This is a genomic window from Cellulophaga sp. HaHaR_3_176 (genome assembly GCF_019021925.1).
GTDB lineage: Bacteria > Bacteroidota > Bacteroidia > Flavobacteriales > Flavobacteriaceae > Cellulophaga.
Genome location: NZ_CP058990.1, coordinates 1,813,697 through 1,837,692, shown reverse-complemented (window position 1 = coordinate 1,837,692; position 23,996 = coordinate 1,813,697). Strand labels below are relative to the sequence as shown.

Annotated in this window: 22 protein-coding genes; 11 read left to right on the top strand and 11 right to left on the bottom strand. The window is 30.6% G+C overall.

Annotation, left to right across the window (positions count from 1 at the left end; translation table 11 throughout):
- Positions 1 to 70 precede the first annotated feature (70 nt).
- The 7 genes from H0I23_RS07995 to metE form a co-directional block, all read right to left on the bottom strand.
- Positions 71 to 733, bottom strand: coding sequence for a hypothetical protein (locus H0I23_RS07995; RefSeq protein ID WP_216785932.1), 663 nt, complete (start codon positions 731 to 733; stop codon positions 71 to 73).
- Positions 734 to 801: 68 nt separating this feature from the next.
- Positions 802 to 1,659: an IS3 family transposase gene (locus H0I23_RS07990; protein ID WP_216783348.1), complete on the bottom strand. Its 858-nt coding sequence runs from the start codon at positions 1,657 to 1,659 to the stop codon at positions 802 to 804.
- Positions 1,659 to 2,054: a transposase gene (locus H0I23_RS07985; RefSeq protein WP_254073593.1), complete on the bottom strand. Its 396-nt coding sequence runs from the start codon at positions 2,052 to 2,054 to the stop codon at positions 1,659 to 1,661. The genes H0I23_RS07990 and H0I23_RS07985 overlap by 1 nt, the downstream gene beginning before the upstream one ends.
- 165 nt (positions 2,055 to 2,219) lie before the next feature.
- Entirely contained in the window at positions 2,220 to 2,966 is a 747-nt protein-coding gene (locus tag H0I23_RS07980) for a hypothetical protein (RefSeq protein ID WP_178984702.1), read from the bottom strand.
- 147 nt (positions 2,967 to 3,113) lie between these two features.
- Positions 3,114 to 3,440, bottom strand: a complete 327-nt coding sequence (locus tag H0I23_RS07975) for a multidrug efflux SMR transporter (protein WP_216785931.1) — start codon at positions 3,438 to 3,440, stop codon at positions 3,114 to 3,116.
- 10 nt (positions 3,441 to 3,450) lie between these two features.
- Positions 3,451 to 5,004, bottom strand: a complete 1,554-nt coding sequence (locus H0I23_RS07970) for an NAD(P)/FAD-dependent oxidoreductase (protein ID WP_216785930.1) — start codon at positions 5,002 to 5,004, stop codon at positions 3,451 to 3,453.
- A gap of 102 nt (positions 5,005 to 5,106) precedes the next feature.
- The gene (gene metE, locus H0I23_RS07965) at positions 5,107 to 7,431 is read right to left on the bottom strand and encodes a 5-methyltetrahydropteroyltriglutamate--homocysteine S-methyltransferase (RefSeq protein WP_216785929.1); all 2,325 of its coding nucleotides are present in this window, start codon (positions 7,429 to 7,431) and stop codon (positions 5,107 to 5,109) included.
- 168 nt (positions 7,432 to 7,599) lie between these two features.
- Here metE and H0I23_RS07960 point away from each other — a divergent pair, with 168 nt between their 5' ends.
- The gene (locus H0I23_RS07960) at positions 7,600 to 8,061 is read left to right on the top strand and encodes an Lrp/AsnC family transcriptional regulator (RefSeq protein WP_216785928.1); all 462 of its coding nucleotides are present in this window, start codon (positions 7,600 to 7,602) and stop codon (positions 8,059 to 8,061) included.
- Position 8,062: 1 nt separating this feature from the next.
- Here the strand turns inward: H0I23_RS07960 and H0I23_RS07955 are convergent, their stop codons facing one another.
- Both H0I23_RS07955 and H0I23_RS07950 read right to left on the bottom strand, forming a co-directional pair.
- On the bottom strand, positions 8,063 to 8,467 hold the full coding sequence (locus H0I23_RS07955) for a response regulator (RefSeq protein WP_216785927.1): 405 nt from the start codon (positions 8,465 to 8,467) through the stop codon (positions 8,063 to 8,065).
- A gap of 1 nt (position 8,468) precedes the next feature.
- Positions 8,469 to 10,046, bottom strand: coding sequence for a sensor histidine kinase (locus tag H0I23_RS07950; protein WP_216785926.1), 1,578 nt, complete (start codon positions 10,044 to 10,046; stop codon positions 8,469 to 8,471).
- A gap of 391 nt (positions 10,047 to 10,437) precedes the next feature.
- Between H0I23_RS07950 and H0I23_RS07945 the strand changes: the two genes are divergently transcribed.
- The 5 genes from H0I23_RS07945 (at position 10,438) to H0I23_RS07925 (ending at position 13,659) form a co-directional block, all read left to right on the top strand.
- The gene (locus H0I23_RS07945; RefSeq protein WP_216785925.1) at positions 10,438 to 11,769 is read left to right on the top strand and encodes a 2TM domain-containing protein; all 1,332 of its coding nucleotides are present in this window, start codon (positions 10,438 to 10,440) and stop codon (positions 11,767 to 11,769) included.
- A 109-nt stretch (positions 11,770 to 11,878) separates the two neighbouring features.
- Positions 11,879 to 12,181, top strand: coding sequence for a 2TM domain-containing protein (locus tag H0I23_RS07940; protein WP_216785924.1), 303 nt, complete (start codon positions 11,879 to 11,881; stop codon positions 12,179 to 12,181).
- Between the two features lie 25 nt (positions 12,182 to 12,206).
- Positions 12,207 to 12,539 (top strand): 2TM domain-containing protein, encoded by a 333-nt coding sequence (locus H0I23_RS07935; RefSeq protein ID WP_216785923.1) that lies wholly within the window; start codon positions 12,207 to 12,209, stop codon positions 12,537 to 12,539.
- Positions 12,517 to 12,834: a 2TM domain-containing protein gene (locus tag H0I23_RS07930; RefSeq protein ID WP_216785922.1), complete on the top strand. Its 318-nt coding sequence runs from the start codon at positions 12,517 to 12,519 to the stop codon at positions 12,832 to 12,834. The genes H0I23_RS07935 and H0I23_RS07930 overlap by 23 nt, the downstream gene beginning before the upstream one ends.
- A 69-nt stretch (positions 12,835 to 12,903) precedes the next feature.
- Complete coding sequence (locus H0I23_RS07925; RefSeq protein ID WP_216785921.1) at positions 12,904 to 13,659, top strand: LytTR family DNA-binding domain-containing protein; 756 nt, start codon at positions 12,904 to 12,906, stop codon at positions 13,657 to 13,659.
- A gap of 93 nt (positions 13,660 to 13,752) precedes the next feature.
- Here H0I23_RS07925 and H0I23_RS07920 read toward each other — a convergent pair whose 3' ends face one another.
- Complete coding sequence (locus H0I23_RS07920) at positions 13,753 to 14,940, bottom strand: LETM1-related biofilm-associated protein (protein WP_216785920.1); 1,188 nt, start codon at positions 14,938 to 14,940, stop codon at positions 13,753 to 13,755.
- 176 nt (positions 14,941 to 15,116) lie between these two features.
- Between H0I23_RS07920 and H0I23_RS07915 the strand changes: the two genes are divergently transcribed.
- From H0I23_RS07915 to H0I23_RS07895, 5 genes are all read left to right on the top strand, one after another.
- A complete protein-coding gene (locus H0I23_RS07915; protein WP_216785919.1) occupies positions 15,117 to 15,794 on the top strand; it encodes a DUF4331 family protein in 678 nt (225 codons plus the stop codon).
- A gap of 28 nt (positions 15,795 to 15,822) precedes the next feature.
- Positions 15,823 to 16,512, top strand: a complete 690-nt coding sequence (locus tag H0I23_RS07910; protein WP_216785918.1) for a DUF4331 domain-containing protein — start codon at positions 15,823 to 15,825, stop codon at positions 16,510 to 16,512.
- 110 nt (positions 16,513 to 16,622) lie between these two features.
- Positions 16,623 to 17,906 (top strand): lipopolysaccharide assembly protein LapB, encoded by a 1,284-nt coding sequence (locus tag H0I23_RS07905; protein ID WP_216785917.1) that lies wholly within the window; start codon positions 16,623 to 16,625, stop codon positions 17,904 to 17,906.
- A gap of 19 nt (positions 17,907 to 17,925) precedes the next feature.
- Positions 17,926 to 20,157 carry a TonB-dependent receptor domain-containing protein gene (locus H0I23_RS07900; protein ID WP_216785916.1) on the top strand — a complete coding sequence of 744 codons (2,232 nt, stop codon included), beginning with the start codon at positions 17,926 to 17,928 and terminating at the stop codon, positions 20,155 to 20,157.
- Positions 20,158 to 20,631: 474 nt separating this feature from the next.
- A complete protein-coding gene (locus H0I23_RS07895) occupies positions 20,632 to 21,717 on the top strand; it encodes a BamA/TamA family outer membrane protein (RefSeq protein ID WP_216785915.1) in 1,086 nt (361 codons plus the stop codon).
- An 8-nt stretch (positions 21,718 to 21,725) separates the two neighbouring features.
- Here H0I23_RS07895 and H0I23_RS07890 read toward each other — a convergent pair whose 3' ends face one another.
- Complete coding sequence (locus tag H0I23_RS07890; protein WP_216785914.1) at positions 21,726 to 23,966, bottom strand: RND family transporter; 2,241 nt, start codon at positions 23,964 to 23,966, stop codon at positions 21,726 to 21,728.
- Positions 23,967 to 23,996: the final 30 nt, after the last annotated feature.

The following is a 23,996-nucleotide window of genomic DNA, read 5'->3' as shown; positions in this document are numbered from 1 at the left end:
TTACTGGCAACGGTTTAGCTAAGCGTAGTGCGGTAGCAAGGAAACTTTTCGTTTCCGTCTTCGCACGAAGCTAAAGCTTTTGGTTTAGTTTTATTTTGGTGTATTCTTTTAAGCCAATTCCTGTAATTTTTTCTTCTTCAAATCTTTGCTTCAACTTATTGCTTATCAAAGTATAATATTTAGGACCAGTCATTTCAAATAAGTCATAATTTGGAAAGTTATTTCTCAATTTTATTGAGCCAAATCGAATGGTATTTTGACGTGGCAAACTTTTTTTAAAGGTCATGATTTCTTCAAAAGAACTAAATGTTTTTATTTCCTCTACTTCAAATTTAAACTTATGAATGACTTCGATTTCTGTATTTTCAAAGTCAATATAATTCCAAATGTTCGTGATATAATGAAACCAGTAGTATGTTCTGTCAGTACCGTAAACATCGATCTTGTAAAAGCGATGAGGCGGTAACATAAAATTCATTAGAAGCTTTTTAAGCTTTTCACTTACTACAAAACCATAAGGTAAAGTAGATTTGTCTAGTGCATCAGTAGCATTGGCTCCCATTTGTAAATCCAAACCATACTTTGGCTCAAAATCGGGGAATATGTCTGCTTTTACTTTACGCTCAGAATTAAATGCATCTACGTTATATCCTACATTTTTAGTCCGCATAGTTTGAGGGTAATGCCCAATTATACTTAATTCTCTAGTTTCTCCTAAATAAAAAAATCGCATAGAAATAATGTGTACTGTATTTTTGAAAATGTCACGTCCTAAAATACGGCTACAGATTAATATTAGTTTTAAGCGGCATATTGATGCACGTAATTAGGTGTTTTATAATCTAAAGATAAATGCAATCTTTTAGAGTTGTATAATTTGATTGCATTTTTGGCTGCTTTTTTCGCATGTATCACGCTGGTAAAGGTTTGGTCAAGATAGAATTCATCTTTTAGAATACCGTTTACCCTTTCTGCTAGGGCATTTTCATAGCAATGGTTTTCTTCAGTCATACTGATTTTAATTTTCTTTCTTTTCAATATTTGAGTATAGACATTACTGCAATATTGAATACCTCTGTCCGAGTGATGAATAAGTTGGTCAATATTCTTGGCATTGTAAATAGCCTTATTTAAAGCTCTGACACACCCTTTTAGTTCTAGGCTATCACTTAGGTCATATCCAACGATTTTACGTGAGTACATATCTGTAATCAATGCTAGGTAACAGAATCCTTTAATGGTTCTGATGTAGGTTATATCGGAAGCCCAGACTTGATTAGGTCTATTGATTTTCAAGTCTTTTATAATATTACCATACTTATAAAACCTATGATATGAATTTGTGGTTCTAGAAGAATATTTTTTTCTTCTAACGAGTAATCGATTTTCTCTTAGGATACGGAACAGCTGGTCTCTACCGACTTTAAGGTCGTACTTTTGAAACTCATTTTTTAATGATCTCATGAGTTTTCTGGTACCTTCTCGAGGTAGTGTTCTTCTACTTTCCCGAACAAGTTGGATTACATCTTGTTCTATCTGTTTTTTGATAACAAAACGTTTTTGGAATTTGTAATAGGCATCTCTTTTCAGATCAAAGGCATTACAGATAGTACAAATTGAATAGAGCCTTTCATTACGGTTTATCGGTGCTACTTTCATTAGGGCTTTATGTTTAAGTTTTTTTTTAATTCTTCAACATCTCTATAGCCTAGGTTCTCGGCCGCTACCTCGAGATAGCTATCGGTCACCAGTTTGTCCAGGTCCTTTTTAATGAGAAGGTCCTTAAGTTGATTGAGCTCTTTTTGAAGGGCTTTGATACGGGAAAGTTCATCGTCTGTTTGCACGGTTACACGGGTATTCATTAAATCTTTACGATCATACTTTTTGATCCATACGTTTATAGTACTGGATTGAATACCGTAAGTTAATGCAATTTGTCTTTTGGAATGGTTTCCTTTGGTAAGTTCTGCCAAGACTTTGAGCTTAAAGCTCTCACTATAGCGTTTTACATATCCATCATTTTTATACATATACTTGAAGTGTTTTGTATACATATTTCAGGACGGGTCAATATTAATACCAACGGTTTTGTGTATGGTTAGTTGCGTGGTTAGCAACTAAATTAGTAAACTTTTACGAACCCGTGAATATTCCGCAGGAATATTCGCAAGTAGGGAAGAACCTAGCAATTAATTATACACGGTGTTACCAACTGGCTTTTATATTTTATGTTCATATCCGATTTCGTTTAAATCCGATTGCAATTGTTCAAAATCATCTAATTCTGGATTTAATTCTAGAACCAATTCTTTTGTTATTATAATTCCGTTATAAATCTTTTCTACAAGTTCCAATTTGAGTTCGTGTTCCTCAAAATTTTCCTCGTAATATTCTTCCGCCCAATTTTTGTAAGTCAACGGTTTTCCATCTAATAACTGAAGTAAATCATTTGAACCATCTTTGTAATCGCCTTTAGGTAAATTGATTTCTCCTATTTTCCAATTATTATCTGATTCAGTTTGCCAAATACAAAAAGTTGTTCCAATACTTTTTACAGGTTCTCCGTATATAAAGTCATTAAATACTTTTGGCAAATTGTCCACAACTCCTTTTGGAATTATTTGAGTCAATTCCGTTTTGGTTTCTTTTTTTGAGCTAAATATTTTCTCGACAAAAGATTTTTTTTCTTCAATTGGAATGTTTTTCCAACCATTCATTTCGCTTTCGTGAGCAAATCCGTTAATACAAGTTCCGTTTTTGCTAAAAACCATTAGCATTTGGTCTCCTTGTCCGTTTCTCATTTCACAAAATTCTTCTGTTTCACTCCAATCTTTTTGGTAAGAATAATATCTGTATTCCCATTCAGGACAGATAATAGCTTCCAAAGCAGAAATGGATTTGCAAATTTTTTGTAATTCATTCGGGTTTGGCAGAAGATTTAGGTTTTCAGAGGAAAGTTTGTTCATTAGCAGGATTTTTGTTCAGCTTGTTGGTAACATGCGGATATCCGTACAATTACGGATATATCTACTTTATAAGTTTAGTTAATATAAGAGAATTTTTATTTTTTTAAAGTATATGAATTGAGAAGTTGTTATAAATCAATCAGTTACTTAATGAGAAGTTATTTTTAACCCAATAATAGAAGCAATTAATGTAGTAATGAAAAATAACCTCCAAAAGGTAGCGGGTTCTTTAAATACTAAAATACCTAAAAGTACCGTACCTACAGCACCAATACCTGTCCAAACAGCATAGGCTGTGCCAATAGGTAGCTCTTGAGTTGCTTTCATAAGTAGTGCCATACTTGCCATTAAGCATGCTAAAAACCCAATATACCAGTAAGCTGTATCGTTACCGGTTGCTTGTTGAGCTTTACCCAAACAAGCAGCAAACGCAACTTCAAACAGACCTGCAATAATTAATAAAATCCAGTTCATTTCTATACATTTATAAACTTGCAATTGCAGCTTCAGCACAGCGTTCACCATCCATAGCAGCCGATACAATACCACCAGCGTAACCACCACCTTCACCACAAGGGTATAAACCTTCAATTTCAGGGTGTTGTAAGTTATCTTTTCTTGGGATGTTTACAGGAGAAGACGTTCTTGATTCTACACCAACAATATTAGCTTCTGCAGTATAATACCCTTTCATTTTTTCTCCGAAAGCCTGAAAACCACCACGCAATCTACTGCCTATCAATTTTGGTAATAGTGAGTGTAATGGCATCGATTTCAGACCTGGTTGGTAAGAGGTAGGGTTAAGGTCGTTTGATAGTTTACCTTCCACAAAATCTGTCAACCGTTGTGCAGGTGCAGTTTGGTTTCTCCCACCTGCGGTAAAAGCCAACCGTTCTAAATCTTTCTGATATTCTAAACCTCTTAGTTCGCCATGCTGCTCGTATTTTCTTAAATCTTCATCAACATTAATTTCAACAACAATACCTGAGTTTGCATATAAATTATTTCGTTTAGAAGGCGACATACCGTTTACAACAACTTCGCCAGGTGCAGTAGCAGCAGGAACAATAAACCCACCAGGACACATACAGAAAGAATAAACTCCTCTGTTTTTTACTTGTTCTACTAAACTATATGATGCTGCAGGTAAAAGCTCATGACGATCACCAGAGCAATGGTATTGAATACTATCTATAATATGTTGTGGGTGCTCTACGCGAACACCCATTGCAAATGATTTTGCTTGTAATGCTATTTCTTTTTTATGTAATAAATAATAAATATCGCGAGCGGAATGACCTGTGGCTAGTATAACTTTATTTACAGCCATTTCATTACCATTTTGTAATTGAATGGCTTTTATTTTATTGTTCGTAATAGTAAAATCTACCACGCGAGTATCAAAATGAATTTCACCACCACATTTAAGGATGGTTTCACGCATGTTTTCTACAATTTTAGGCAATTTATTGGTGCCGATATGTGGGTGAGCATCTACCAAAATTTGATCAGTAGCACCATGGTGTACTAAGCTTTCAAAAACCCGACGAACATCACCACGTTTTAAACTACGTGTGTATAATTTGCCATCGGAATAAGTGCCAGCTCCGCCTTCTCCAAAGCAGTAGTTTGAGTCTTCGCCAACAATATGATCTTGGTTAATTGCTTTTAAATCTTTACGTCTGTCTCTTACATTTTTACCACGCTCTAAAACAATAGGTTTGAAACCTAGTTCTAAACAACGCAATGCTGCCCACATACCTGCGGGGCCAAAACCGATAATATGAATTTCTTTGGCTTTCGAAACATCTTTATATTCAAAAGAATACTCAGGTGTTTCAGATGGTTTTTCTCTAATAAAAACTTGTAGTTTATAGTTAAAGTAAATGCGCGGTTTACGAGCATCGATTGATTTTCGGAGTACCTTAACTACAATATCGTTTTCATGAGCGCCTACATGCTTTGCCGCTTTCTTTTTAAGAATGCCTTCTATAGTTTCTTCTTTTAAAGATACGCGGAGCTGAAATGTTCTAACCATAGCACAAAATTACTCGAATTTATATGAAAAACTAAATGTAGAAAAAATAAAAGCGCATCTCTGTTTTAGAGATGCGCTTTGTGGTATTGTTTAGTATAAGGTTTATGCTATTGCAGCTACCTTTTTTCTACATTCTTGAGCGGCTGCTACCATTTCAATTAAGGCTTTTTTTGTTTCTTCCCAATGTCTGGTTTTAAGGCCACAATCGGGGTTAATCCAAAGTTGCTCTGCAGGAATTAGTTTATTTGCCTTTTCAATCAACGCTACCATTTCTGAACGTTCAGGTACTCTTGGAGAGTGAATGTCATAAACTCCAGGTCCTATTTCGTTAGGATATTTAAACTCATGAAAAACATCTAAAAGCTCCATTTGCGATCTTGAGCACTCAATAGTAATTACATCAGCATCCATATCAGCAATATTTTGAATAATATCATTAAATTCAGAATAACACATGTGGGTATGTATTTGAGTTTGATCTTGTACACCACTTGCCGATATACGGAACGATTTAATTGCCCAATTTAAGTATACTTCCCAATCTGCTTTTCGCAATGGTAAACCTTCTCGTATCGCAGGTTCATCAATCTGTATAATTTGTAAACCAGCTTTTTCTAAATCTACCACTTCATCACGTATAGCTAATGCTATTTGAGCACAAGTTTGTGAGCGTGGCTGATCATTACGAACAAATGACCATTGTAAAATAGTTACAGGGCCTGTTAACATACCTTTTACGGGTTTTTTGGTTAACGATTGTGCGTATGATGACCATTCTACCGTCATTGGATTTTCTCTAGATACATCACCAAAAATAATAGGTGGTTTTACACATCTACTACCATAACTCTGTACCCAACCAAAACTAGTAAAGGCAAATCCGTTTAGTTTTTCTCCAAAATACTCGACCATGTCATTACGCTCAAACTCGCCATGTACCAGTACATCTAAGCCTGCATTTTCTTGAAATTTAATAGTTTCTCTTGTCTCTTTTTCAAGAAAAGTATTATAGTCTTCAGTAGAAATATTGCCTTTTTTAAAATTGGCTCTTTGGCTACGAACTTCTTTAGTTTGAGGGAAAGAACCGATAGTTGTTGTTGGGTATAATGGTAAGTTTAATGCTGTTTGTTGTAGTTTTTGCCTAACAGAAAAAGAGTTTATTCGTTGATCATCTTTTGTTGTTAATGCTTCAACACGTTGTTTTACCTCTGGGTTGTGTATAGTTGTTGAAGTTTTTCGATTTTTATTTGCTAAAACATTGGCTTTTACTTTATCTATTGTAGTAGCTAAGTTTTTCTTAGCAGCAAAATCACGTAATGTTTTTACCTCTTCTAACTTTTGTTTTGCAAATGCTAACCATTGCTTTACTTCAGCACTTAAATTAGCTTCGTTTTTTTCTAATTCTAAATCGCATGGCGAATGAATTAAAGAGCATGATGGAGCAATTAAAATGCGATCTTCACCAATGTTGTTTACTGCTTTTTGAATTAATTCTAAAGATTTTTCAAAATCATTCTTCCAAATATTTCTACCATCAACTACCCCTAATGATAAATGGGTGTTTGATTTTAATTTGTTTGAATTTAAAATATCATCTAACTGTAAATTACAACGTACTAAATCTAAATGTAATGTATGTACAGGTAACTCAAGAACGGTATTTAAATTCTCACCAAAGCAATCAAAATAGTTTGCTAAAGTTATTTTTAATTCTGGGAATTTATCTGCTATTTGTGTGTATGTAAAGCGAATAGCTTCTCGCTCTTTATTTGATAACTCTGTTGCAAGGTAAGGCTCATCAAACTGAACATGTTCAGCGTCTAAAGCGGTCAATTGCTTTAATATTTCGTAGTACGATGGTAACAATTCATTCAATAAATCGATTCTATTAAAGTTTCCGTTTTTTTCTTTACCTAAAAGTAAGAATGAAACAGGACCTATTAAAACAGGTTTTGTTTTTATACCTAGCGCTAAAGCCTCTTTATATTCGTCAATTATTTTTGAATTTACAAAAGAGAATTTTTGACCTTCAGAAAATTCTGGTACTAAATAATGATAATTAGTATCAAACCACTTAGTCATTTCCATAGCAGTAATATCAACACCATCTTTTTGAATACCTCTAGCCATTGCAAAATAAAGATCTTCAGAAGAAAAATTTTTGTTGTGTTTTATAGAAATATAACGATCTGGTATTGCATTTAAAGTCATGCACATATCTAAAACTTGATCGTATAATGAAAAATCGTTAGAAGGTATAAGGTCTATTCCTTGCTCTTTTTGCAATAGCCAGTTTTGTCTTCTAATTAATTTTGCTGTTTCTAACAATGTTTCTACAGGCTCTTTACCTGCCCAATAGTTTTCTAAAGCTTTTTTAAGCTCTCTTTGATTTCCAATTCTTGGGTACCCTAAATTTGTAGTTTTCATTTGTTGTGATGTATTGTTTTAGATATATTTTCTTTACAAAATTATATATATTGGTTTTATTATCTTATTAAATGAATTAATTAGGTTTATTTAACTTTTAAATTGATGTTTTGAAGATAATAATAATGATCTTTGATATTGAAATACACTTTAAAAGAAAATTTATCTATGAATAATTTAGATGTAACAGATTTAGAACTATTGAAACACCTACAATTAAATTCTAATTACACGACAAAAGAGCTTGCTGCGTTAGTAAATTTATCATCAACACCCGTGTATGAGCGTGTTCGAAAATTAGAAAAAGAGGGATATGTAAAAAAATATACAGCAATACTTGATGCTGAAAAGCTAGGCAGAGAACTAATTGTTTTCTGTAACATTACATTAAAACAACACACCAAAGCAATTGGTAATAAGTTTGTTGAAGATATTTTGTCATTAAATGAAGTAACGGAATGTTATAATATTTCGGGCGATTATGATTTTATGCTAAAAGTAATGGTTAAAAACATGAAAGATTATCAAGACTTTGTAATAAATAGCTTAGGCTCAGTAGAAAACATAGGTAGTGCACACAGTACTTTTGTGATTGGTACTATAAAACATACTTATGCCGTGCCCTTATAGTTTAGCTGTTATTCGCTAATAACTGATGTCTGTTGTATTCAGCTACTTTTTCGATAATGTGGCTAAACTCTTTTATTAATTTACTCTCATCTATAGGTTTAAAAATAACGTGAATAGGATTGGTGTTTTGAGCTCTTTCAAGTGTTGATAAATCAGAATTACCTGTTAGGTAAACTACAGGTATTTTGTATTTTTCATTAATAATAGTGGTTACTTCAATACCATCTAGTCCTTTACCAATACCAATATCCATAAAAATAAGATCTGGTTTGTGGTTAGAAAGATGTTCTAGAGCAGTTTTTGCGTTATTGGCTGTGCTCACGGTATTACCAATGCTTAATAAAATTTCTTCAATAAACATTTGAATAATAAAATTGTCTTCAACTACTAATATGTTATATGCCATGTTACGATAGTTCTTGTATTTCTTCGAAATTTATGATGTAATTTGTGCCGGTTTTGGTATTGTCTTTTTCAATGTTCCCATTTAGCTGTACTACTAGTTTATGTACTAGTTTTAAGCCAAGTGTTTCTGTGTTTCTAAAAGTAACATCTTTTGGGAATCCTTTTCCATTATCACCAATTTCTAATAAATAAGAGTTATTGGTATTTTTTTTTAATTTTATACTAATAATACCTTTTTCATTTATAAAGGCATATTTTAGTGAGTTTGTTACAATTTCGTTTATAGTTAAACCAAGTGGTATAGAAGTATCGATATTAAAATGAATATTGTCAATATCTAATTCTAAGTCAATTTTATTATTACTCCCTTTCATTGAAACGATTAAGCCACTTACTAATTGATTTACATAGTCAGAATAATTGATTTTACTTAAATCGGTACTTTTATATAAAGTTTCATGCAGTAAAGCCATTGATTGTATTCTATATTGGCTGTATTTAAGCATACTTTTTACCTCTTCATCTTTTATATAGCGCGCTTGAAGGTTAAGTAAACTGGTGATTACTTGTAAGTTGTTTTTTACCCTATGGTGTATTTCTTTTAAAAGTGTATTTCTTTCTTCTAAACGTAAATTTATTGATGTGTTTAATGAAGAGATATATTTGTTTTTGAAATAAAATTTGTGAATTGTATAAGCGAAAAATAAAATCCCTAGATTTAAAAACAAAGTCATTAAATAAGTAGTTTTCTTAAATGAATCTATTTTCTTTTTTATTAAAGGAGTATTAAGGCTGGTATAAATTGTCCAATCATTATGACCTTCTAAAATAATTTTTTTACTTTTATAAATAGGGTTTCCAAAAACATCTTTTGTAGTCAAATCTATTGCAGATTTGTCATAAAGTTTAATATCTTCTTCATTTGAATAGTAAAGTTCTTTTTTAGAGTTTAAAATAGATATATAATCACTACCCACAAAGTTTAGCCACTCTTCAGCATCTAAATTTAAGCCGACAACACCTATTGTTTTATGTTCAGAATCATAAAAACTAGTAAAAAACCGAATAGTTGGACGATACGGAATTTCGATTTCATTGTTTTCTATATTTAAATCTAAATCGGAAGTGTAAACTTTCCCTTTTTTTAATTTAATAGCTTCTTGAAAGTAATAGCGATTAAATTTATTTTCTAAGTTTTGCTGTTTAAAAACCGTAATATTGTTGTGAACATTTTCAATATTTATAAGCTCCATTCCTGAGCTATCTATTACCCTAGCTTGAAAATAACCATCATTATTTTTTAAAAAGAGCAGTAGTATGTCTTTTGATTTTTCAAAAGATAAATTTTCATTATAATCTAACTGAACCAAATCACTTAAGAATAAAACTTTTTTCTTACTTGTTTCGTAGAGGTTTAATAGTTCTGTATTAGCCCGAGATAAACGATTCTCAGATTTAGAAGATTCTATATGATTTAAATTTTCAGTATAAATGTTAACTCTTGTTATGGCAACAAACCATACTGTAATTGTAAGAATTACAAATATTATTACTGAAATTACAATCAATTTTTTCCCCATAAAAATCCTTTTAATGCTGAGTAATGTAGGTTTGTTTTTGAAAAATTTATTAGGGGGATAAAAAACTTCAATTCTTCAAAAATAAAAAAAGTTCATAAATAAAGTACTACATTTTGCGATAAATATACTTAAAAATGTAGGAAATTGTTTATAAAAATAAATGCTTATTTTTTAAGTTGTATTGTTTTGATTTTCATTTAGTTATGAAGAGAAGAAGGTATATGTATGTAAAAAATAACATTTCATCTATTAAATAGGACAGTTCAGTTATTCTAAATTTAATAGTTCTTTTTTAATAATAATATTTGTAGAGCGCTTGGTAAGCAATAAGTTTGGAATGGCTAAGCCTTGATTTTTATTATTTTAGGCAAGTATAATTACAAATGCACATATGAAATATATAACAAAGATAATTTTAATAGGCATTTTAGTAGGCCTAGTGATCGCTTTTGTAGATATAGGACTTCGATTTTTAGGTAACGAAACGGTAGTTTTTAATGCTGAATTTATTAGCGATTTAGGAAACTATATTTTGTATTCAGTTATTTTAACTATAATAAATACGAGTTATTTTGACTATTTAAATAAAAAAGTACTTTGGGAAAAATACGGAAGGTTAAGGCTTTTAATTGGTGGTATAGGAAGTATTTTTTTGAGTATGGCAGGTATATTTGCTATTCGTTTTTTTACGAAGGTAGTAATAGAAGGTAGCACTTGGGTGCAATTTTTATCTGGTGAGCAACCTGGGTTTTATGGAGTATGTTTATTAATAACGCTAATTGCAACTATATTTTTTCACGCTATTTATTTTTACAAAGCAGCGCAGAATAAAAAAGTAAAAGAACAAAAAATTATAGCGGGTACGGCTTCAGCAAAATTTGACGCTTTAAAAAATCAATTAGATCCGCATTTTTTATTCAATAGCCTTAATGTATTAACAAGTCTAATAGAAGAAGACCCGAAACAAGCTCAAAAATTTACAACTTCCTTATCTAAAGTATATAGGTATGTATTAGAACAGAAAAATAAAGATTTAGTGTCTGTAGATGAAGAATTGCAGTTTGCAAAAACATATATACGGTTACTTAAAATGCGGTTTGAAGATAGTATTGTGTTTACGGTACCAGATAAATCTATAAATCCCAATGCTAAAATTATACCTCTTTCTTTACAGTTATTGCTTGAAAACGCGGTAAAACATAACGTAGTAAACTCAAATAGACCATTGCATTTAAAAGTGGTAGAAGAATCAGGTAGACTTATTGTTTCTAATAATTTGCAAGAAAAACAAGTGGTAAAAAAGAGTAGTGGTGTGGGCTTGCAAAACATTCAAGAACGATATAAGATATTGTCAGATAAAACAGTAAACATTTTTAAAACAGAAAAAGAGTTTGTTGTTGAGCTTCCTATTTTAACCAAACAGATTTCAAATATGGAAACTCAAGCTAATTACTTAGATGATAAGCGTTATAAAAATGCAAAAGAACGTGTGGAAAAAATTAAAGGCTTTTACGGTAACTTAATGGCGTACTGCATTGTAATACCTATACTAGCTTTGATAAATTATAAAACATCTAGTTTTTTATGGGTGATTTTTCCTGCATTAGGTTGGGGTTTTGGAGTTTTAGCGCATGGTATGAGTGCCTTTGGCTATAACCCTTTATTAGGCAAAAAATGGGAAGAACGCAAGATGCGTGAATATATGAATGATGATGAATTTTAAAATTATTAAGAGTCATATACCAATTGGGTATCAAAATAGTACAGTTCGGTATATCATATTTAGAAAAGCAATTGTATGGTGCGATCTTTAAACTATAAAATTAAAACCTATGAGTAATACAGATAATGATAGTAAATATTTTAGAGCAAAGGAGAGAGTAGCTGCTGTTAAAGTATTTTACGGGAAAGTTTTTAAATACATTTTAGCTATTGTAATTACAGGAAGCATTAACTATTATCTTAACGAGTGGAGCAACCCTTGGTTTTTATGGGTGGTGTTAGGTGTTTCAATATCTCTAATATTAAAAGCTGTAAAGCTTTTTGGATATGAGATATTTATGGGTAAAAATTGGGAGCAGCGAAAAATAGAAGAACTTATGAGAGATGATGATACTAAAAAAAAATGGAATTAATATTCACAAAAAAAATACGTTAGAAATGAAAACACGCAATAATAGTAGTAAAAGAGAAAGAGCAGAAAAACGAATTAAAGATTTAAAAGGCTTTTACTCGCATCTTATGGTTTATGCTGTTGTAAATATAATAATTAGTGCTGTACACATTGTTATTAATATAAGTGCAGGAGAAAGCTTTACAGGGGCTTTTTTTAATTTCGGTACTTTTTCTACGTGGATTTTTTGGGGCATAGGTATTTTTTTTCATGGAGCTAAGGTTTTTGGTTTTAATCTGTTTTTTAGTAAAGATTGGGAAGAAAGAAAAATTAAACAATACTTAGAAGAAAACCAAAATGATGTTAGCAAATACAGGTAATATGGAGAAAGGCGAACTAAGAAAGTTAGAAAGGGCTTATAAGCATGTTGAGGCTATTAAAGGTTTTTACGATCATGTAACAATATATGTAGTTATTAACCTCGTATTATTAATTTTTAAAGAAAGAATCGTAGCAAACTTGTTTAGTGAAAATTTGCTTAAAAACCCTCAAATTTTAAATTGGATAGATTTAAATTTATATGGTACACCAATATTTTGGGGAATAGTATTATTGATTCACTGGGTGGTTATTTTTAAATTTTCATCTATATTTTTTAAAAATAAGGAAGGATAAAAAACTAGACAGATTTACAAAAAACGATTTTTAAACGGGTAAAGCTAACGACTAATTGAATAAGAAATAATGAATGTAATTATTATAGAAGATGAAAAACCATCAGCAAGAAGGCTAGGTAGACTGTTAGCAGATTTAAATATACAAGTGTCCGTTTTGTTGCATTCGGTAGAAGAGTCTGTTGAGTGGTTTAAAAACAACGAACACCCTGATTTAATTTTCTTAGACATTCAACTTTCAGATGGTCTTTCGTTTGAGATATTTGATGCTGTAGAAATTAAAAGTTCTGTCATATTTACAACCGCTTTTGATGAGTATGCATTGCAAGCTTTTAAGTTAAATAGTATAGATTATTTATTGAAACCTATTGATGATGAAGAACTCGAGGTTGCAGTTGAAAAATACAAATATTTGCAACCTAAAAAAGAGAAAATAGCGATTGATTTTGAAGACATAAAAAAGCTTCTTGTAAACCCTGTTGAACGCGAATACAAAAAACGATTTACGATTAAAGTTGGGCAGCATTTAAAAATTATTAATGCAGAAGAGGTGGAGTGTTTTTATAGTGAAAATAAAGGGACTTATGCGGCAACTACAGATGGTAGAAATTATCTTTTAGAAACGACACTAGAGGGGTTGGAATTAGATTTGGATCCTGAGATTTTCTTTAGAGTTAGTCGTAAATTTTATATCAATATAAAACATATAAAAGACATCATTTCATACACAAATTCTAGGCTTCAAATTAAGTTTAATACATATAATGGTCAAGATGTAATAGTGAGTAGAGAGCGTGTTAAAGACTTTAAGTTGTGGTTGGAGTAGTCTTATTAAAATAACTGGACTTAAGTGTTTTGTGTAAAATAAAAAAACCACTATAAGCTTTTCTTATAGTGGTTTTTTTTATGATTTTTTCGTTTAATTATCTAAACGGTTATCATCAAAAGACGAAGGTAGTAATTTTGGTATTAACTTAATGAAAATAGGTAATAAAACAGCTCCGCCAGGCAATATGAAAATAGCTAAAGAAGGGATGCTTTTGAAAATATCTAATAACTGGTTTTGTACTTTCTTCTTCTCTTCTTCCGTTAAATCTTTCATGGTTGATTTAGATAAAAGAGTCACCAATTCTTTACTTTCAGAAAGCTCTTTTTGTAATCGCTTACTGTTTCTTAGAATTAATTTATTTACAATTTTGGCCATACTATCATAAAATTGAGTCGCCAAATTGTGGTTTTTTAAGTGCGGTATTTTTGATGCATTTTTATCAAAAAAAGCACCTATGTCTTCTATCGATTTTAGAATGGAATCAGCATTTAAACCAAGGTCTTTTCCTATATTAATTATAAAGTCAGATTCTTTATAATCTAACGATAAATCTTCCCAAACAGTTAAACATGCAACATCAAAAAAATATTGATTTTCACAAAGCGTAAAATCGTTAGTTAATTGGTCTCTGTACGAGCCATCAAAACTATCTTTACTACTATCAATAAATGTTAAGGAAGAAGCAAAAAGACTAGCTAATTTCTCGTCTTTTTTATTTTTTTCTTTAGAGTTTAATGCGTGATATGTTATATTGATAGTGATGTACTCTAACTTTTGAGCATGCTCTTTTATGTTATCGGTTGTTGTTAAATACCTTTTAAAAGTTAAAACATCAATAAACAAAAGTGAGTTTGTAATGATGCTATTAAAAGTTTTGCTGATAACATTATCATCTAAATAAACTCTAGAGTCTATAAGCAACTCTAATTGCGAAGATGTTTTTTTTCCAGTAAGAATTTTGTTTAATAGAGATACTTTTCCAAAGCCTAATTGTTTATAAAACTCAAAAATACAATCTAAAAATTTAGAAAAATCAGTTTCTTTCTCCTGTTCTCTATATGTAAAGTATAAAGCGGTTAAAAGGTTAACTTTCGCTTTCTCATCGTCTGATAAAGGGTGTTCGTGAATTATAAATTCAGGATTGCTAATGTTTACTCCATATATAAAGCCTAAGCTTTTTAAATGATTATATAGTTCATCAAAATTATCATAAAGGGTATTGTAGTCCTTTACAATGTGTCCAAACTTATCAATCCAACCGGTTGCTGAAGGGTTCATTATACTATATGTTTTTCAATTGCGAAATTACATCAAAAGCTTTTAGTAAATCATTTCTTAAATATTTAAAATGACTCTTCAAAAACGTGTTAACATAATTTTAACATAATAAAACCAAACCCTGCTAAACTAGATCTCGTAAGTGTTGTTGAATTAATAATCTAAAAATTAGTAACATGAAAAAAACAAAAATTTATTTAGGACTTGCACTTGCTGTTGTGACGGGTGTAATTTTAGTTGCTGCCGATCATATTGATGCGCCATCGACTACAGGTACTACTGCTGATATTGCAGATTTTTATGCTTTTGAGCCTACAGAAGGTTCTGATAACACTGTATTTATTGTAGATCTACAATCTAATGTATTACCAGATTTAGCTTACGGAACATTTGACGAAAATGTGCTTACAGAAATTAATATTGATTTAGATGGTGATTTAATTGAAGATACTGTTATACAAGCTATTCCTAGAGATGGTAAAATGTATTTCTTTGGACCAGTTACTCCAACGCAAAAAGGCTTATCAGGTGAAGTAATGGTAGATTCTCCTTTAGGTAGTGTAGATATTTCTACAAATACTGCAATTACTACAAATACATCAACAGGTGTTAAATTATTTGCTGGACCTAGACAAGATGCTTTCTTTTTTGATTTTTTTCAATTTAATGAGGTTTTAACTGCTACACCAGAAGGATTTAAAGCTCCAGGAGATGCTGCTGATACTTTTGATGGCGCTAATACAATGTCTATTGCTATTGAAATACCAAATTCAATGTTAGGAGCACCAACTGCTCAAAATGCTTTAGGAGTTGTTGTTTATAAAACATGGGTAACATCAAACATCAAACAATAAATAATTAAATATCTAAAAAAATAAAAATATGAAACTATCAAATATATTTTACGCATTTTCTTATGCAGTAGCACTTACCCTTTTTGTATCATGTGATAATGATGACGATAATGTACAAATTATCGAAGAAGAAGAAATGGAAATGATGGCAGATTTTTCTGGCACATACATTCAAGCAGACCATATGGGACGCCCTGGTGTAAATACAGTTTTAAGTGGTGATGATGCTACAAAAGATATGCAAAACGTTACAATACCTTCAGAAATGGGTGCTGCTTTTCAAGCAAGTTTTGAAGCTAGATTAGAAGGTTTACATGATGCTTATGCAGTTGCTTTAGGTTTTACACCTGCTGATGTAGATTATCAGAATAACATTTTAGGATTAGATATTGCAACATTAACGGGTTATTTAGCTGCAGATGTTTTAGAAGTTGCGCCTAATAATGTTACAACTTACTTTTTACCAGGTGAAGATGCTGATATGGATGGGAATGTTTTAAACGACCCTGCAGTTATTGGTTTAACTGGTAGAACAATACAAGATGATGTTATTGATGTTTCTTTAATATTATTTTTTGGTGGCGAAGATGGAATCCGTTTTAGTGGTCAAGATACCGATAATGATGGTGTTCAAGATTTACCAAGATTGACATCTGATGGTGTTAGTATTACTGCTAACCCAACAAGTACTTTTCCTTATTTAGGTAACCCTGAATAAAAGGAAGCTATGAAGAGGAGAATTTGGGAGGATTTAACCCCTCCCATTTTTTTAAACAACACCTAAAACCACCTAATTTTCCCTAAAAACATTTCTAAAATTACCACAAAATGAAATATATACTTTTAATATTTTCAGCCTTACTGATTTTTTCATGTAAAGATTCAGATACTGCTTTAAAAAAAATTACAGACAAAGATGATTACAATCAATTTTTAGTCTCAGAAAAGCCAAAAACCACTTCAAAATATTTTGAGCTTTGGAATTCAAAAATAAAACCAGACAGTATTCAATTAATGTCTTTTGGTATTGTTGCAGGAGAATACAATACTTATTTTAACGAAACAGGTAATATTGATTTTTTAAAAAAATCAGAACAAGCTTTAACTAAAGCGGTAGAAAAAGCAAACATAGGCAGGTCGGGCTTTAGAAGAGCTTTAGCTAGAAATTATATTTCTCAGCATAGGTTTAAAGAAGCTTTAGAATTAGCAGAAAATGCAAGAGAAATTGGAGCAGGTTTAACTGAAACACAAAGTTTATTGTTTGATGTGCACATGGAGTTAGGTAATTACAAATTAGCAAAAAACTATTTAGATAGTATTACAGATTTATCTAAATTTGGGTATTTAATACGTGCTGCAAAATGGAATGATTATAAAGGTGATTTAGCCTCTACAATTAACTACATGGAGCAAGCCGAAAAAATTGCAGAAAATAAAAAAAATAAAGGTTTAATGCTTTGGTCATATACTAATTTGGCAGATTATTACGGCCATGCTGGTAGAATAAAAGATTCTTATTCAAATTTTTTAAAGTCATTAGCTATCGATAGTCAGAATGCATATGCTAAAAAAGGTATTGCTTGGATTGTTTTTTCTCATGAAAATAACCCAAAAGAAGCATTACGAATACTAGATTCTATTACTAAAAATTACGATGCTCCCGATTATTACCTTTTGAAATCTGAAATAGCAGAATTTATGGGTGACGAAGAAAATTATGCTAAAAATTTAGATCAATATTTTTTAAGAGTTAAGAATAAAAAATACGGAGATATGTATAATGCATATAATATTGATTTGTATTTATCAGATGCAAATGAAATATCAAATGCTTTTAAATTAGCAGAAAAAGAGGTTGCTAATAGACCAACACCAGAATCGTATAGCTTTTTAGCCTATAGTTATTTAAAGTTAGGCGAAAAACAAAAAGCATTAAATATTGTTTTAAACCATATCGAAGGTAAAACTTTTGAGCCAGCAATATTATACAACGCTGCTGAAATTTATAAAGAGAACGGTAGTTTAGAAAAAACAGCAGAGATAAAAGAAGAGTTATTAGGAGCTATATATGAATTAGGACCTAATATGAAAAATAAAATAGAAGCACTATAACCTTTTTAAAGATAAAAAAATGTTGAAAAATATAACATTGATGATCGTTTTACTATTTGCTTTTGTAAGTAACGCACAAGAGTTTAAAGGCAAACTTATTAATAAGGATGCTAAAGCAATAGAAGGTGCTTACATTTTTAATGTAAATACTGAAAATCATACTCATAGTAATGAGTTGGGGTACTTTAAATTAGATAACAATTCAGTTGGCGATACATTAAGAATAGGAGCTTTAGGCTTTGAAAAAATTAATTTTGTAATAGGTGGTAAAGATAATTTTAGTAAACGAATATCACTTGTATTAAAAGAGCAGTCTTTTGAGCTTGATGAAGTGGTTATAAGACCAAATTTGAATAGCTTAAATGCAATTTCTGAAATAGATTTAAAAACAGCTCCAGTACGATCATCACAAGAATTATTACAAAAAGTACCAGGTTTAATTATAGGCCAACATGCTGGTGGAGGTAAAGCAGAACAAATATTTTTAAGAGGTTTTGATATTGATCATGGTACAGATATTTCAATTTCTGTAGATGGTATGCCTGTAAATATGGTTTCTCATGCGCATGGACAAGGTTATGCAGATCTACACTTTTTAATACCAGAAACATTAGACCAGATTGATTTTGGTAAGGGTAGTTATTATGCAAGTAAAGGCGATTTTGCTACAGCAGGCTATGTCAATTTTCAAACAAAAGAAAGTATAGATAAAAGCATGGTTCGTTTTGAATATGGAGATTTTGGATGGAATAGAACATTAGGAATGTTTAATGTTATTGATTCTGATACTGACCAAGCATTTATAGCAACAGAATATACTCAATTTGATGGTGCTTTTGAATCTCCACAAAATTTTTCAAGATTGAATATTTTTGGAAAATATACGACTGTATTAAAAGACGCAAGTAAGTTTTCATTAACTGCATCACATTTTACAAGTACTTGGGATGCATCAGGTCAAATACCACAACGAGCAGTAGATAATGGTAGCATTTCTCGCTTTGGAGCTATTGATGATACTGAAGGAGGTACAACAGGAAGAACAAATATAAATGCATCGTTGTTGAAAATTATTGATGATAATACGTTTGTAAAGTCTAATGTTTTTTATTCTAATTATAATTTTGAGTTGTACTCTAATTTTACATTCTTTTTAGATGACCCTACAAATGGAGATCAAATAAAGCAACAAGAAGAACGTGATATATTTGGTTTTAATACCGAATTAAATAAAAGTATGAAATGGGGCAGTGCAGATGTTATTTTAAAAGCTGGCGCAGGTTTTAGAACAGATAATGTTGATGATGTAGAGCTTTCTCATACCTTAAATAGAAAAACTACAATAAACAACATACAATTAGGAGATGTACAAGAAACTTCTGTTTTTGGATACGCTAGTTTAGATTATAAAAAAGACAAATGGTCTATAATACCAGGTATTAGAGTTGATAATTTTAATTTTGGTTATGTAGATGCTTTGCAAGAAGAATATACAAACCTATCAGAATCTAAAACAACAATATCACCTAAATTGAATATATTATATAGTAGCAGTCCTGATTTACAGTTATTCTTAAAAACAGGTATAGGTTTTCATTCTAATGATGCTAGAGTTGTTGTAGCACAGCAAGGTGAAGACATCTTGCCAGCTTCTTACGGAGCAGATTTAGGAACTATTTGGAGACCTTTTTCAAAAGTATTTGTAAACGCAGCAGCATGGTATCTTTACTTAGAGCAAGAGTTTGTTTATGTAGGTGATGCAGGTATTGTAGAACCTAGTGGAAAAACACGCCGTTTAGGTTTAGACTTAGGTGTTAGATATCAAGTAACAGACTGGTTATTTTTTAATACAGATGCAACATATACAAATGCACGAAGTATAGAAGAAGAAAATGGATCAGATTATATACCATTAGCACCTGACTTTACACTGGCAGGTGGTTTAAACGTATTAGATTTAGGAAGATTTTCGGGTGGTATAAAATACCGATATATAGGAGATAGACCTGCTAATGAAGATAATTCTATTGTAGCAGCAGGATATTTTGTAACAGATATGAATGCTAATTATAAGCTTTCAAAAAATTTAGATTTAGGAATTTCTATCGAAAATTTATTCGATACGGAATGGAATGAGACTCAATTTGCAACAGAATCACGTTTGCAAAATGAAACAGCATCGGTAGAAGAAATTCATTTTATACCAGGGACACCATTTTTTATAAAAGGTAATATCACATTCACTTTTTAGTCCTCAATAGAAAAGAAGCAAGTGGTTGTTTTTTTGTTTTTAGGTTGTTTGCACCGTAGTAGTGGTACTACGGTGCTTTTTTTTTGAAAATATGTTAAATTAAATTAACAAGGTAAAACCTACTTCGTTTTTTTTTCGTAGGTATTACAAACTAAGGTATTATGGCATAAATACTTTAGTTTTTAATCTAAACCTTTTAATTATGACTTATTTTTTATTAGGAGTTTGGTTTTATGTTATGTTACATGTATGTATAATAGTATATTTAGCCTTGCATAGACTGCATAAAGAGACTGAAGAATGTAATTCGCTTTATGAAAAGCAAAAAAAATAGCTTTTTATAACAATATTTTAATCTTTTTATTCATAAAATAATACTTAATTAAGTTGAGTATTTTGCAGTACAATAACTATCCACATTACAAATTGTCATATTTTTTTTTAATATTTCGATTTGTGATTTAATTTTTAAAAATGAATTTAAAAAAGGTTTTATATATTTTAAGTATACTATTCTCTTTTGCTTTGAAAGCACAAGAAGAAGTTAAGAAAGATTCTACAAAAAACTTAGATATCACATTATTTCCGGTAGCTTTTTATACTCCAGAAACAGATTTTGGTTTTGGAGCATTAGGTATTGCAAGCTTTTGGTTACATGGCGAAAAAAGATCAACACGGTCATCATCAGTTCAATTGGGAGTAAGTTATACAACTAAAAACCAATTTTTATTATATTTTCCTTTTGAGATTTATTCTGATAACGAAAAATGGCGTGTTATTGGTGAGCTAGGTTATTATAAATACGTTTATAATTATTATGGGCAAGGAATTACTAGTTTAGAAGAAGATAGCGAGAATTACGAAGTTACTTTTCCTAGATTACGTATGTCAGTTTTAAGAGAAGTATTGCCTGATTTTTCAGTAGGATTAGGGTATCAATTAGATAATTTCACGAATTTAAAAGAAGAGGAAGATGGCTTACTCGCTAATTCAACCGTAATTGGTAAAGATGGTGGTATGGTATCTAATGTTGGACTTTTAGCATTTTATGATACTCGTGATGATATTTTTTACCCGACTAAAGGATTTTTTATTCAAGGTAACTTTTTTACTTCTTCAAATTTTTTAGGTTCATCATTTAAATATTCTAAATTCAATTTAGATAGTAGATATTATAAAAAGGTTGGTAAGCGTAAAATAATAGCTACAAACCTTTTCTTTGGAAGTAGCTCAAGTGGTACACCTTTTTTAGATCAATTCTATATCGGAGGGAAACGTACTAGAGGTTTTAGCAGTCGTAGGTTTCAAGATAACGCAGAAGCTTCATTAGCACTCGAATATCGTTTTCATATAAGTGGTAGGTTTGGCGCTGCTGTTTTTGGATCAACAAGTACTGTTGCACCAAATTTTAAAGACTTATTTTCTTCTCCTTTAAAAAACTCTGGTGGTGCAGGTTTACGTTATATAATTAATAAAAGAGATGGTGTTCGCCTTAGAGCAGATTATGGCTACTCAAAAGAAGGAGGTAACATCAGTTTTACAATATTAGAAGCGTTTTAAGCAACAAATCACATAAATTTTCGGAGTAATACAGGTAATAGTAATAAGTCTAAAATTAGAGCGGTAACTAGTGTTGAGCTAATTAAAAGACCTATGATAACACTCGGGTTGTGTATTGAAAATAACAAAACCATAAAACCAAAAAATAGAACTAAAGTGGTAATTATAAGTGCTCTTCCTGTTTCTAAAAAGGTAACCTTTATGGCTTCTTCTTTAGAATAACCTTTAGATAGCATTATTTTAAATTTTCCTAAAAAGTGAATAGTGTCATCTACCGCTATGCCAAATACAATTGCAAATACAATACTTGTAGGTGCATCTAACGGTATTTTTAAAAACCCTAATAAGGCTCCCGCAAATACTAAAGGCAATAAATTAGGAATCATAGATATAATAACGAGCTTAATATTTTTATACAACAATCCCATAATAATACCAACTAATAATAACCCCATAGCTAAACCTTGAAAAAGACTAAGCTGTATGTATTCGGCATTTTTATCCATTAAAAAGCCTTTTCCTGTAATTTTGAAGTTTACTATTGTAGTGTCTGTATTTTTAGCAATAAATGTATTAATTCTACTGTATGTTGTATTTAAACTATCGGTACCAATATCTAAAATTTTAGAAATGATTCTAGATTTTGTTTTAGAGGTATCCATAAATTTATTAAGTTGTTTTCTAGCATACCTATTAGCATCTTTTTTATACGTATTAAAGGTTTTTTTATCTTGTGGTAAAACAAAAAAATCAGCCTTGTTAAGGTTATTGGCTTTATTAAAAGCTTTAGGAATTAAGTTTACAGACTGAACATTTTTTATAGTATTTATTTTTTCTAAATTTTGAGTTACTTTTTCAATCTCATTCGCAATTTCAAAATCGGTAATTTTAAAATTTTCTTTACTAGTTACGGCTAGTTCTAATGATCTAAAACCAAAATAATTTTTTTGAAAAAAATCAAAATCACTCGAAATAGCGCTTTTGTTTGGTAAACTAGTTTTAAACTTATAGTTAGTATTAACTAAGCTTGCACCCCAAAAACAAAATAGTCCAAAAATAAGAGTGAAAATCAATATTTTTTTAGGGTGTAAAAAAGTAATTCTATTTATTTTTAGTAATTTTTCTTCCCAAAAAGAGCTATCTTTTTTATCGGATAAAAGTGTTTTGTTTTTGAAAATTAAAAGAAGTGAGCTTGTGAAAAATATAACAGTAAAATAGGCTATTAGTACTCCTATTGCTGAATTTACTCCAAAATCTCTGATACCAACAAGCTTTGAGAACAGTAAAGATAAAAAGCCAATGGCCGTAGTTATTGATGTTAAAAGGGTTGATAGGCCAACTTCTTTTAAAGTACTTGTAATTGCTGTTATTTGTTCAATACCTTGTTTTAACTTCTCTAGATAATTATCTAGAATATGTATTACATCAGATGTACCTACGATAAGCATTAAAATAGGATATAGGGCTGCTAAAACACTAAGTTCTTTACCTAATAATGATAATGTTCCTAGAAATATTAATAGCGCTATAAATATAGATATCAGTGTTATAAAAATAATGACACCACGCCTATATATTATAAACAGAACAATAAGTACAAGTATAAGTGAAATAATAGAAGTTACTATTAGCTCTCGTTTTTGCATATTAACCAAAGCTTCATAAAAAAAGCTTCGACCCATTAAATGGTATTCTTTTAAATCTTTACCTTCTAATAAATTACGAGTACTGGTTAGTAGTGCTATTGATTGTTTATAATCTAAATTATCATCAGTTTCTAAAACGATAATTAAAGAGGTGGCTTTTTCATCAATAAATGAATTGATGAAAAGACCATCTTCTTTAATTTTAGACCAATCTTTTTGATATTGGGTTTTATCGTCCCAGTGTAAAACGGGAATTTTTGTATAACCAAAAGATGTTTTTAATGGGTATGATAGTGTTGTTAAAGAACTGACTTCAGTTACATAAGGCAATTTTTTAGCATCTTCAGAAAGCGAATTAATTTTGCTTAAAAACTCTTTGTTGAAAACAGTTGAGTCATTTTCAACCGCGATAAGTAAAAAGTTATCATCAGTAGAAAAATCTTCTACAAATTTTTCGTAAAAAATTAGATCTTTATCCCCCGTTGGAAAAAATTGATTAAAATCGAAAGCGAATTTTAAATTACTGATTAAAAAACAAGAACCAATTGCTAAAAACAAAAAGCAGACAAGTATTACTTTTTTAAACGCTAAAATTTTTTGCATAAAATATATCTGTACCCTAATAAAAACTTA